The sequence below is a fragment of the Curvibacter sp. Hmag1.1 genome (assembly GCF_059769165.1).
This window is the reverse complement of sequence record NZ_JBMBGX010000002.1, coordinates 92,788-104,774: the sequence shown is the minus strand read 5'-3', so window position 1 is coordinate 104,774 and position 11,987 is coordinate 92,788. Positions and strand designations below refer to the sequence as shown.

The following is an 11,987-nucleotide window of genomic DNA, read 5'->3' as shown; positions in this document are numbered from 1 at the left end:
AGCTGCCTAGGGGCCCTTCTTCAGCGATCGGGATTGGCAATCACTAACCAGTCTCCGTTACCCTTGGCACTCGCTAGGCAGGTGCCTGATGAATCCCAGATTCCGCTTCTCCCCGCCGACAAATAGCACCCCGATGGTCCCCCGTGGTTGGCGATCACGACCGTCATGGCGTGTTCCCGCGCATAGCTGGCCCACAGGGGGGCTTCGGCGGCATAGCCATTGGCAGAAGTGAGGATGCCGGCTGCGTAGACGCAGGCGCCTGCAGCAGCAGCTTGCGCTGCATGGCTGGGGTAATTGGTGTCGGCACAGATCGCACTGGCGATCTGCTGACCTGCCCATGCCTGCAGGCCTACCTGCACTGAGCCGGCGGTGGCGAACCGGGTTTCGCTGCCATGCAGGTGGTGCTTCGCGTAAACGGAGTGTTGGCCATCCGGTCGCAGGGTGATCGCGCCTATGAAGGGCAGGGGGCTGCCGCTGTCCACCGGAGCGCCCACGGTAATGGCCATGCCTGTGCGTTGGGCTGCTTCGCGCAGGGGCGCCAAGAGCGCGTGGTCCGCGTGCAGCACCAAGTCGGGCATTGCGGCCAGTTCGTAGCCGGTGAGGGACAGTTCCGGGAAGACCAGCCACTGCACGCCATGCTGCGCAGCGGCTTCCACAAAGCGCAGGTGGTTTTGCACATTGGCCACCACCTCCAGCGGGACCGAGGTGCTTTGCGCAGCAGCCATCGAGAACGCTATGTTTTTGCTAGCTGCTCGCGCAATATCCATGAGCGCTAGAGACCTATTTGGTATGCAAGAAAGATGTGCTCTCCGGCCGGCCTGGCAGTGTCAACGCCGCTGTCCGCGCCGGAGTTTGTGCCACCAACGCGCCCCTGCGCCAGACCTTGAGGCGGGTGGCTTTGAGGCGGATGGCCTCAATCGGGTTTTGGGCTTGCAGCAACACCAGGTCTGCGTGGCAGCCTTTTTCGAGGCCATAGCCTTCCAGGTGCAGGATGCGGGCGGGGTTGGTGGTAACTGCGTCGAAGCATTGCTGCATGGCTGGCTGGCTGGTCATTTGCGCCACGTGCAGGCCCATGCTGGCGACCTCCAACATGTCGCCGCTTCCCATGCTGTACCAGGGGTCCATGCAGCAGTCCTGACCAAAGACCACCGTCATACCGGCTGCCATGATTTCAGGCACCCGGGTCATGCCGCGGCGCTTGGGGTAGGTGTCGTGCCGGCCCTGAAGCGTGATGTTGATGAGCGGGTTGCTCACCACGCTCAATTGCGCCTCCGCCATCAGCGGCAGCAGTTTGCTCACGTAGTAGTTGTCCATGCTGTGCATGGAGGTGAGGTGCGAGCCGGTCACGCGGCCGTGCAGGCCCAGACGATTGGCTTCATAGGCCAGGGTTTCGACGTGGCGCGAGAGCGGGTCGTCCGACTCGTCGCAGTGCATGTCGACTAGTTTGCCTTGCTCAGCAGCCAGCTCGCACAGCAGTTTGACGCTGGCTGCCCCATCAGCCATGGTCCGCTCGAAGTGCGGAATGCCACCCACCACGTCTACACCCAGGCTCAGCGCCTTCTTGAGGTTCTCGACACCCCCTTTGCTGCGCAACACGCCGTCTTGCGGAAAAGCGACCAGCTGCAGGTCGATATAGGGCGCGACCTTCTTTTTGACAGCCAACAGGGCTTCCACCGCCAGCATGCTCGGGTCACTGGTGTCCACATGGCTGCGGATGGCCAACAGACCGTTGGCGACGGCCCAGTCGCAGTAGGCCAGCGCGCGATCCACCAGCGCATCAAAAGTGAGATGGGGTTTGAGCTCGCCCCACAGCGCAATGCCCTCCAACAAGGTGCCACTCTGGTTCAGTCGCGGCAAGCCCAGGCTGAGCGTGGCGTCCATGTGGAAGTGCGCATCCACAAATGGGCTGCTGAGAAGCATGCCGCGAGCGTCCACCACCTCAGCCGCCGGAGCGGCCTCGGGCGTGAGCCCTTGTGTCACCTCGGTGATGCGGCCGCCTTGTACCGCCACCGACATGTGGCTGCGCCCGTCTGGCAAGGTGGCGTTGTGGAAAAGCAGGTCGAGCATGGTGAAAACTCCCGCACCCTGTGAGGCAGAGTGCTATCAAAAACCTAGCTGCCCGCGCATATTCCACGGGCGCCAACGGCTATTTTTTTGCAAATCGCCTACTGCGTACCGAATATGCGATCGCCCGCATCACCCAGGCCCGGCATGATGTAACCGTGGTCGTTCAGGCCACGGTCGATGGCAGCGGTGAAGATGCGAACATCGGGGTGTTCCTTGTACATGGTGTTGATGCCTTCAGGGCAGGTCAGCAGGCACAGGAATTTGATGGACTTGGGGTTGCAGGCCTTGAGGCGCGTGACGGCCGCAGCCGCTGAGTTGCCGGTGGCCAACATGGGGTCCACGACGACGACATCGCGTTCTTCCATATTGCTGGGCATCTTGAAGTAGTACTCCACCGCCTGCAGGGTTTTGGGGTCGCGGTACAGGCCCACGTGGCCTACGCGGGCGCCCGGCACCACGGAGAGCACGCCGTCCAGAATGCCGTTGCCGGCACGCAGCACGCTGGCAAATACCAGCTTCTTGCCGTCAATGACCTTGCCGGTGGTGGTTTCCAACGGGGTTTCAATTTCCAGATCTTGCAGCGGCATGTCGCGGCAGACTTCGTAAATCATCAGGCCGGCCAGTTCGTTGAGCAGCCGACGGAAGCTGCTGGTGCTGGCTTCCTTTTTGCGCATGAGGGTGAGCTTGTGCTGCACCAGCGGGTGGTCGATGAGGGTGACGTTGGCACGTGCCGCGGGATCGATGGTGACCATGTTCTTGTTCCTTGTGGTGGTTATCGCTTGCTGCCGCCCAGGATGCTGCCCAGCACCCCGCGGATGATCTGGCGGCCCACTTCGCGGCCGATGGAGCTGGCTGCACTCTTGATGAGCTGCTCGCCCACGCTGGCGCGCGAACGGCGGGCGCCGCCACCCAACATGTCGCCAATGCTGTCCAGGATGCCGCCGCCGGCGGGCGCTGCCTCCGGCTCCGCAGCAGGCGCTGCGCGGCCGGCACGGGTACGCGGAGCGGCAGGGGCTGCATCGCCTTCAGCTTCCGCTTCCGCTGCAGCCGGCGCACGGTTTTGCGTGCGACCCTTGAGGGCTTCGAATGCAGATTCGCGGTCTACCGCTTTTTCGTACACACCGGCCACGATGGATTCGGTGATCAGCGTCTTGCGTTGCTCGGGGGTGATAGGGCCAATCTGGCTGGCCGGAGGAATGACGAAGACGCGTTCGGTGAGAGAAGGGCGGCCTTTTTCATCCATCAGGCTCACCAGCGCTTCACCAACCCCCAGCTCGGTGATGGCAGTTGCCACGTCCAGACCGGGGTTGGCGCGCATGGTGTCTGCAGCGCTCTTTACGGCTTTCTGGTCGCGCGGGGTGAAGGCGCGCAAGGCGTGTTGTACGCGGTTGCCCAGCTGGGCCAGTACGCTGTCGGGAATGTCCAGGGGGTTTTGCGTCACAAAGAATACGCCCACGCCCTTGGAACGAACCAGTCGCACCACCAACTCAATGCGCTCGATCAGCACCTTGGGCGCGTCGGCAAACAACAGGTGAGCCTCGTCGAAGAAGAACACGAGCTTGGGCTTATCGAGGTCGCCCACCTCAGGCAAAGCCTCGAACAGTTCGCTCAGCATCCACAACAAAAAGGTCGCATACAGACGGGGCGACTGCATGAGCTTGTCTGCCGCGAGGATGTTGACCACCCCTTTGCCCGAGCCATCGGTCTGCATGAAGTCTTCGATGTTGAGCATGGGCTCGCCGAAGAATTGGTCGCCACCTTGCTCTTCGATCTGCATCAGGCCACGCTGGATGGCGCCAATGCTGGCGGCGCTGATGTTGCCGTATTCGGTGGTGTAGCTGGCGGCGTTGTCGCCCACGTCCTGGCACATGGCGCGCAGGTCTTTCATGTCGAGCAGCAACAAGCCGTCGTCATCCGCAATCTTGAACACCAGTTGCAGCACGCCGGCCTGGGTTTCGTTGAGGTTGAGCATGCGGGCCAGCAGCAACGGTCCCAGGTCGCTGACCGTGGCGCGCACGGGGTGGCCTTGTTGGCCGAACACGTCCCACAGCGTGGTGGGGAAGGCGGAAAACGCGGGTTCTTCAAAACCCCGTTCCTTGATGACCTTGGCCAGCTTCTCGGTCAATGCACCTTTTTGGGAGATGCCGGTCAGGTCGCCTTTGACGTCGGCCATGAACACCGGCACGCCCAGGGCGGAAAAGCCTTCGGCCAGGCTCTGCAGGGTGATGGTTTTGCCGGTGCCGGTGGCGCCCGTGATGAGGCCGTGGCGGTTGGCCTTGTCGGGCCGGAGGAAACATTGCACTGCAGACTTGCCTGCGGCGTGCTGGGCAATCAGGATGCCTTCGTCTTGGATGGAAGCCATAGATGTCTCAAAAAGTACAATCGAGGGAGTAGCGTAACGAATTTTTAAAGGGTTTCGTGTGGCAGGACATAGCAAATGGGCCAATATTCAGCACCGCAAGGGGCGTCAGGACGAGAAGCGAGGCAAGATTTGGACCCGTATCGTCCGTGAAATCACGGTAGCGGCCCGACAAGGCGGGGGCGACCCGGCCATGAACCCGCGTTTGCGTCTGGCCATCGAAAAGGCCAAAGCCGCCAACATGCCTGCAGACCGGGTGAAATACAACGTCGACAAGGCCACCGGCTCACTGGACGGCATCAGCTACGAAGAAATCCGCTACGAGGGTTACGGCATCGGTGGCGCGGCCATCATCGTGGACACCATGACGGACAACAAGGTGCGCACCGTGGCTGAAGTGCGCCATGCGTTCAGCAAGCATGGCGGCAACATGGGCACCGAAGGCTCGGTGGCCTTCCAATTCAAGCACGTGGGTCAAATGATTTTTGCCCCTGGCACCAGCGAAGACAAGGTCATGGAAGTGGCGCTGGAGGCCGGCGCCGAGGACGTGATTACGGATGACGAAGGCGCGATTGAGGTGCTGACCGCGCCGGCTGACTTTGAGGCCGTCAAGGCCGCTTTGGAGGCTGCCGGCCTGACCGCTGAAGTCGCCACGGTGACCATGCGTTCTGATTCCACGATTGAGCTCTCCGGCGAGGACGCCGAGCGCATGCAAAAACTTCTGGATGTACTGGAAGACCTGGACGACACCCAGGACATCTTCCACAACGCAGCACTCTGAACCATAGATATGAACGTACTCGTAATTGGCGGCGGTGGCCGTGAACATGCGCTGGCCTGGAAACTGGCCCAGTCCCCCAAGGTGCAGATGGTCTATGTGGCGCCCGGCAACGGTGGCACCGCTACCGACCCGCGCCTCAAAAATGTGCCCATCACCGATGTGGTGCAACTGCGCCAGTGGGCGCAGGACAACAAGATTACCTTGACCTTGGTGGGCCCCGAAGTGCCTTTGGCAGCCGGAGTGGTCGATGAGTTTCGCGCCCACAATATGCGCATCTTCGGCCCGACCAAGGCCGCCGCTCAGCTGGAAAGCTCCAAGGCCTTCAGCAAGGCATTCATGCGCCGCCATGGCATTCCGACGGCCGAATACGCCACCTTCTCCGACCCGGTGGCTGCCCATGCTTACGTCGACAAGATGGGCGCGCCCACGGTGGTCAAGGCCGACGGCTTGGCTGCCGGCAAGGGCGTGGTGGTAGCCATGACCGTGGGCGAAGCCCATGAAGCCATTGACTTCATGCTGGTAGACAACACCCTGGGCGTGGCCCATAACGACGGCGCGGATGGGGTGGCAGTGCCGCGTGTGGTGATTGAAGAGTTTCTGGAAGGCGAAGAGGCCAGCTTCATCGTCATGGTGGATGGCAAAAACGTGCTGCCCCTTGCTACGAGCCAAGACCACAAGCGCTTGCAGGATGGTGACCAGGGCCCCAACACGGGTGGTATGGGTGCTTATTCGCCCGCACCGGTGGTCACCCCGGATGTGCATGCCAAGGCGATGCGCGAGATCATTCTGCCCACGGTCAAGGGTATGGAAGCCGACGGCATTCCGTTCAGCGGCTTTTTGTACGCCGGGCTGATGATCGACAAGAACGGCCAGCCCAAGACGCTGGAGTTCAATTGCCGCATGGGCGACCCCGAGACCCAGCCCATCATGATGCGCCTCAAGACCGATCTGGTGGACGTGCTGATGGCCGCCACCGAGCCCGGCCCGCACGGAAAACTCGATGAAGTCGAGTTGCAGTGGGACCGTCGCACTGCGCTGGGCGTGGTGCTTGCTGCTCACGGCTACCCGATGAACCCGCGCAAGGGTGATGCCATTACCGGCATCCCCAAAGAAAGCGAAGACGCCGCCGTGTTCCATGCCGGTACCACCCTGCAAGACGGCACGGTGTTGACCTCCGGAGGCCGCGTGCTCTGCGTGACGGCGTTGGCCGACAGCGTCAAGCAGGCGCAGCAGCGTGCCTACCAAGTGATCGACGAGATTCAGTTCGACGGCATGCAATTCCGCCGTGACATCGGGTACCGCGCCGTCAAAGGCTGATCCGGTGGAATCCGCCGGACATGCGCCACACCCCGTGCAGCTGCAGGGCAGCCCTTTGGCCCGAAAAATTCTCGGGCTCCTGGGCTGGAGGGTGGACTTTGATGGGCTCCCGGCGCTGCAGGGTGTGATGGTGGTGTACCCCCACACCAGCAACTGGGACTTCATCGTGGCCATCCTGGCCAAGTGGGCCGTAGGGCTGCAGCTCAATTTCTGGGCTAAGGACACCCTATTCAAGTTCCCGCTGTTCGGCCGCTGGCTGAAGTGGGTAGGGGGCATACCCGTGCACCGGCATTCGCCCCAGGGAGTGGTGGGACAGGTCGTGGAGGGCGTTCAACGCGCCCGGCAACAATCTGAACTCTATTGGCTGGGTCTGTCGCCTGAGGGGACCCGTAAACGCACCGAAGGCTGGCGCAGTGGCTTTTACCAAGTGGCACTCAAGGCAAATGTGCCTGTCGGAGTGGTCTGTTTGGACTATGACCGCAAAGTGGTGGATGCCACCCGGTTCATGAGCTTGAGTGGGGACCCGCAGGCAGACCTCGCCCACATGGCCGGCCTGTTGCAAGGCGTGCGTGGCAAACATCCAGAGGCGGCAGCGCCTGTGACATTTCTGGCGGCCAAGCGGCCGGACCCGCATGAAAGAAAGCAAGACCATGTCTGACACCATAGCGACCCCTGAGCGGGTGCGCGCCTACCTGATGGGTTTGCAAGACCGCATCACAACCGCTATCGCCGCGATGGATGGCGGCACTTTTCTTTCCGACGCATGGGAAAAAGCGCCAGGGGAGCCGTTGCAAGGCAATGGCATCACCCGCATTCTGGAAGGTGGCGCCGTGTTTGAGCGCGCCGGATGCGGTTTCTCGCATGTGCGGGGCCCCAAACTGCCGCCCAGCGCGACCCAGCATCGTCCGGAGTTGTCCGGCGCGCCTTTTGAGGCCATGGGTGTTTCGCTGGTCTTCCACCCGCGCAACCCTTATGTGCCCACCGTGCACATGAATGTGCGCATGCTGGCTGCCAAGAACCCGCAGGGTGACACCGTATGCTGGTTTGGCGGTGGAATGGACCTGACGCCCTATTACGGGCTTGATGAGGACGCGGTGCATTTTCATCAGACGTGCAAGGACGCGTTATCGGATTACGGGGACGACAAGTACCCCCGCTTCAAAAAATGGTGTGATGAGTATTTCTTCCTGAAGCATCGCAATGAGCCTCGTGGCGTGGGCGGCATCTTTTTTGATGACTTTTCAGAGTTGGGTCAGGACCGCAGCTTTGCGATGTTGCAGTCGGTGGGTGATGCCTTTTTGGCGGCCTACCTGCCCATTGCCGAGCGCCGCAAAGATATGGCCTACACCCAGCGCGAGCGGGACTTCCAGTTGTACCGCCGCGGGCGCTATGTGGAGTTCAACTTGGTGTGGGACCGGGGCACCCATTTCGGCCTGCAGTCAGGCGGACGTACAGAGTCAATTCTGCTGTCCATGCCGCCGCATGCCAGCTGGTCCTACCAGCATGTTGCGGCTGCCGGCTCGCCGGAAGAGGCGCTGACCTCTCACTTCCTCACGGCGCGGGACTGGGTTTGACAGCTCCTGCCACCCGCCCCCTGCGCATTGGCGTGTTCGGGGGGGCGTTTGACCCACCGCACCTCGGGCATGTGGCGCTGGCCAAGGCCGCCATCGCTGAGCTGTCGCTGGACAAGCTGTTGGTCATACCGACCGGGCATGCGTGGCACAAGGCTAGAGCCTTGAGTCCTGCGGAACACCGCTTGGCCATGGCTACCCTGGCCTTTGCCGATATTCCGGAAGTGCAGGTAGATGCGCGCGAAACCCGGCGCACTGGTGCCAGCTACACCGTAGACACCTTGCGCGAACTGCATGCGGAAAATCCGGGGGCGGCCCTGCACTTGCTGATCGGCCAAGACCAGGCGCGAGCCCTGCATACTTGGCATGAATCCGAGGCGCTGCCGGCACTTGCTATAATTTGTGTAGCTGCCCGCGCAGATTCAACGGGCGCCAAGTGTCAATTTGATACCTTTAGTGCCGAAATCCCCGGCCTGACTGTGCTGCACATGCCTCCCATGGCTGTCAGTGCCACCGAAATCCGACAACGTGTAGCCTCCGGCGAGAGCATTGCCCCACTGGTTTTTGAACCGGTTGCGCGTTATATTGACCAACACCTTCTTTACCGACCTCACTGATGACTACTTCCACCGTTGCCAAAAACACCCAGAAACTTCAACGTGCCGTCGTCGATGGTCTAGAAGATGTGAAGGCGCAAGATATTGTGGTGTTCGACACTGAGCACCTGTCTGCTTTGTTTGAGCGAGTGATCATCGCCTCCGGCACCAGCAACCGCCAAACCAAAGCCTTGGCTGCCAGCGTGCGCGATGCGGTGCGCGAAGCCGGTTTTGCCAAGCCGCGTATTGAAGGCGAAGGCAATGGCGAGTGGATCATTGTGGATTGCAACCAGGTCGTGGTGCACATCATGCAGCCCAATTTCCGCCAGTACTACCACCTCGAAGAGCTGTGGGGTGAGAAGCCCGTTCGCCTGAAGCTGGGTGCGGCCAAGCCCGTGGTCGCCAAAGCCAGCGAAGAAGCCAAGCCTACTGTCAAAAAAGCCGCTGCGAAGGCCGTGGAGCCGAGCATGCGCCGTTCCAGCGCAGCCAAGAAGGGCGTGGAAGAAGCCTTCCCGTCCAAAGCTGCTCTGAAGAAGGCTGCAGACAAAGCCGCTGGCGTGAAAGCACCTGCCAAGAAAGCCGCCTCCAAAACCAGCGCTGCAAAGCCTGCGGCCAAGGCGGCGGTGAAGACGGTGGTGGTCAAGCCCGAAGTCAAAAAGACGGTCGCCAAAAAAGCTGCGGCCAAGCCCGCTGCCGCCAAGAAGGCGCCTGCGAAGAAAGCCGCTCCCCGTAAAGCCTGAGGTTCTGCGTGAAGCTGGTCATCGTCGCTGTCGGTCAGCGGGTACCGGACTGGGCGCAAACCGCGTGGGACGACTACGCCAAGCGATTTCCCCATGAGCTCAAAGTAGAGCTCAAAGCCATCAAGACGGAGCCGAGAGGCTCCAAAACGGTGGAACAGCTTTACGCCGCTGAACGCAAGCGCATCGAAGAAGCCATCCCCAAGGGGGCGCGCATTGTGGCGCTCGACGAACGCGGCACCAGCTTGCGCACCACGGCGCTGGCCGTCCGTCTGAAAGAATGGCAGCTGGGCGGCACCGATGTGGCGCTCATCATAGGCGGCCCGGACGGTCTGGAGCCCGAGTTCCGCCAGGCCGCGCACGAGCGCATACGCCTCTCCGACCTGACCTTGCCCCACGCCATGGTGCGGGTGCTGCTGATTGAGCAGCTTTACCGGGCTTGGTCGGTCAACGCCAATCACCCGTACCACAGGGAATGACCATGAGTGCCCCGGATTACATCTATCTCGCCTCCCAGAGTCCGCGCCGTCGCGAGTTGCTGAGCCAGATCGGCGTTGCGCACGAGTTGCTCTTGCCCACCCCAGATGAAGATGCTGAGAGCCTGGAAGTGGTGTTGGAGGGCGATACGCCTGCGGTCTATGTGCAGCGGGTGACCACTCTTAAATTGATAGCTGCTCGCGCACGTCTGGCGGGCGCTAGAGGCCAAAATCGTCCTATTCTTTGTGCAGATACCACCGTCGCCTTGGGTGACACCATCCTTGGCAAGCCAGCGGATGCAGAGGATGCCAAGCGCATGTTGCGCGCCTTGGCAGGCGGAACCCACCGCGTGTTTACCGCTGTCGCGGTGGCATGGGGCGACAAAACGGCGCAGGCATGTTCGGAATCGGTAGTCACTTTCTCTGCCATGAGCGAAGACGACATTGACGCTTACGTGGCCAGTGGCGAGCCCATGGGCAAGGCCGGTGCGTACGGTGTGCAGGGCAGGGCGGCCGCGTTTATCGCGCGCATTGAGGGCTCTTACTCTGGCATCATGGGCCTCCCTTTGTTTGAAACAGCGCAGGCCTTGCGCGAGGTGGGCTTTGCATGCAACAAGACATCCTGATCAACTGGTCACCGCAAGAGACGCGGGTGGCCATCGTGGAACACGGTGCAGTGCAGGAACTGCATGTGGAGCGCACGCTGGAGCGCGGTCTGGTGGGTAATGTGTACCTCGGCAAGGTGGCCAGGGTCTTGCCCGGCATGCAGTCGGCCTTCATCGACATCGGCCTGGAGAGGGCTGCCTTTTTGCATGTTGCGGATGTATGGCACCCGCCCGCAGAGGGGGAGTCGCTGAGTGCCTCCCGCGCGTCACAGCCCCAGATTCCGATTGAGAAGCAGGTGTTTGAGGGCCAGTCCCTCATGGTGCAAGTCATCAAGGACCCGATCGGTACCAAGGGCGCCCGCCTTTCTACGCAAATCAGCATTGCCGGCCGCCTGCTGGTGTTTTTGCCGCAAGACGACCACATCGGCGTGTCGCAAAAAATCCCTACTGCTCAGCGTGATGAGCTGCGCAGCCGCATGCAGGCGCTTGCCGGCAAAGAGGGCGGCGGGTTCATCTTGCGCACCAATGGCGAAGATGCGTCGGACAAGGAGCTGGGCGACGATATCGCCTACCTTCGCAAGGCGTGGGCCCGGATCAAGGATGCATCGCTTCGTCTGCCGCCGCAAAGTTTGTTGCACCAGGATTTGAACCTGTTGCAGCGTGTGTTGCGTGACTTGGTGGGCGAAACGACGCAGACGATTCGCGTGGATTCGCGCGAGCAGTTTGATGCGCTAAAGACCTTTGGAGCGGAGTTCATGCCCGCAGCGGCTGAGAAGTTGCAGCACTACAAGGGTGAGCGCCCCATCTTCGACCTGTATTCGATTGACGAGGAAATCGCCAAAGCGCTGGCGCGTCGGGTGGAGCTCAAATCGGGCGGCTACCTGATCGTGGACCAGACCGAAGCCCTGACTACGGTGGATGTGAACACGGGCGGCTTTGTCGGTGCGCGCAACTTTGACGACACCATTTTCAAAACCAATCTTGAAGCGGCACAGGCAATCGCACGTCAATTGCGATTGCGCAATCTGGGCGGCATCATCATTGTTGACTTTATCGACATGGCCCGCGAAGACCACCGGGAGGCTGTGTTGGCGGAATTCCGCAAACAGCTGGGGCGTGACCGGGTAAAGACGATGGCGGGTGGCTTCTCGCAGCTGGGCCTTGTTGAGATGACGCGCAAGCGCACGCGTGAATCGCTGGCTCACATGCTGTGCGAGCCCTGTCCGACCTGCGAAGGCAAGGGCATAGTCAAGACGCCGCGTAGTGTGGCCTATGACATCCTGCGTGAGATTTTGCGTGAAGCCCGACAGTTCACCCCGCGTGAATTCCGGGTGGTGGCGTCGCCCAAGGTGATTGAACTGCTGTTGGATGAAGAAAGCCAGCACTTGGCAGGCCTCTCTGAGTTCATCGGCAAACCTGTGTCGCTGCAAAGCGAGGCAGCCATGGCCCAGGAGCAATACGACATTGTGTTGCTGTGA

At 61.4% G+C, this 11,987-nt stretch carries 13 protein-coding genes; 9 read left to right on the top strand and 4 right to left on the bottom strand.

The annotated features are described in order from the left end of the window. Window positions 1-20 precede the first annotated feature (20 nt). From ACOAP0_RS00870 to ACOAP0_RS00855, 4 genes are all read right to left on the bottom strand, one after another. Window positions 21-725 (bottom strand): carbon-nitrogen hydrolase family protein, encoded by a 705-nt coding sequence (locus ACOAP0_RS00870; RefSeq protein ID WP_498376002.1) that lies wholly within the window; start codon window positions 723-725, stop codon window positions 21-23. A 55-nt stretch (window positions 726-780) separates the two neighbouring features. Continuing rightward, the gene (locus ACOAP0_RS00865) at window positions 781-2,067 is read right to left on the bottom strand and encodes an amidohydrolase family protein (protein ID WP_498391288.1); all 1,287 of its coding nucleotides are present in this window, start codon (window positions 2,065-2,067) and stop codon (window positions 781-783) included. 98 nt (window positions 2,068-2,165) lie between these two features. After that, a complete protein-coding gene (gene upp / locus ACOAP0_RS00860; protein ID WP_087493997.1) occupies window positions 2,166-2,819 on the bottom strand; it encodes a uracil phosphoribosyltransferase in 654 nt (217 codons plus the stop codon). Window positions 2,820-2,839: 20 nt separating this feature from the next. Beyond that, window positions 2,840-4,429, bottom strand: coding sequence for a helicase HerA-like domain-containing protein (locus ACOAP0_RS00855; RefSeq protein WP_498376004.1), 1,590 nt, complete (start codon window positions 4,427-4,429; stop codon window positions 2,840-2,842). A gap of 58 nt (window positions 4,430-4,487) precedes the next feature. Between ACOAP0_RS00855 and ACOAP0_RS00850 the strand changes: the two genes are divergently transcribed. The 9 genes from ACOAP0_RS00850 to rng are packed head-to-tail and all read left to right on the top strand — an operon-like array spanning window position 4,488 to window position 11,987. Beyond that, window positions 4,488-5,207 (top strand): YebC/PmpR family DNA-binding transcriptional regulator, encoded by a 720-nt coding sequence (locus tag ACOAP0_RS00850; RefSeq protein WP_087493995.1) that lies wholly within the window; start codon window positions 4,488-4,490, stop codon window positions 5,205-5,207. A 9-nt stretch (window positions 5,208-5,216) separates the two neighbouring features. Continuing rightward, window positions 5,217-6,524, top strand: coding sequence for a phosphoribosylamine--glycine ligase (gene purD, locus ACOAP0_RS00845; protein ID WP_498376005.1), 1,308 nt, complete (start codon window positions 5,217-5,219; stop codon window positions 6,522-6,524). Then, window positions 6,493-7,182 (top strand): 1-acyl-sn-glycerol-3-phosphate acyltransferase, encoded by a 690-nt coding sequence (locus ACOAP0_RS00840; RefSeq protein ID WP_498376006.1) that lies wholly within the window; start codon window positions 6,493-6,495, stop codon window positions 7,180-7,182. Before purD ends, ACOAP0_RS00840 begins: the two co-directional genes overlap by 32 nt. Then, window positions 7,175-8,098, top strand: coding sequence for an oxygen-dependent coproporphyrinogen oxidase (hemF, locus tag ACOAP0_RS00835; protein WP_498376007.1), 924 nt, complete (start codon window positions 7,175-7,177; stop codon window positions 8,096-8,098). The genes ACOAP0_RS00840 and hemF overlap by 8 nt, the downstream gene beginning before the upstream one ends. Next, window positions 8,089-8,712 carry a nicotinate (nicotinamide) nucleotide adenylyltransferase gene (nadD, locus tag ACOAP0_RS00830; protein WP_498376113.1) on the top strand — a complete coding sequence of 208 codons (624 nt, stop codon included), beginning with the start codon at window positions 8,089-8,091 and terminating at the stop codon, window positions 8,710-8,712. Before hemF ends, nadD begins: the two co-directional genes overlap by 10 nt. Beyond that, entirely contained in the window at window positions 8,712-9,431 is a 720-nt protein-coding gene (gene rsfS / locus ACOAP0_RS00825; protein WP_498376008.1) for a ribosome silencing factor, read from the top strand. The genes nadD and rsfS overlap by 1 nt, the downstream gene beginning before the upstream one ends. 8 nt (window positions 9,432-9,439) lie before the next feature. Next, window positions 9,440-9,907, top strand: a complete 468-nt coding sequence (rlmH, locus tag ACOAP0_RS00820) for a 23S rRNA (pseudouridine(1915)-N(3))-methyltransferase RlmH (protein ID WP_498376009.1) — start codon at window positions 9,440-9,442, stop codon at window positions 9,905-9,907. Between the two features lie 2 nt (window positions 9,908-9,909). After that, complete coding sequence (locus tag ACOAP0_RS00815; RefSeq protein WP_498376010.1) at window positions 9,910-10,530, top strand: Maf family protein; 621 nt, start codon at window positions 9,910-9,912, stop codon at window positions 10,528-10,530. Further along, the gene (gene rng / locus ACOAP0_RS00810) at window positions 10,512-11,987 is read left to right on the top strand and encodes a ribonuclease G (RefSeq protein ID WP_498376011.1); all 1,476 of its coding nucleotides are present in this window, start codon (window positions 10,512-10,514) and stop codon (window positions 11,985-11,987) included. The genes ACOAP0_RS00815 and rng overlap by 19 nt, the downstream gene beginning before the upstream one ends.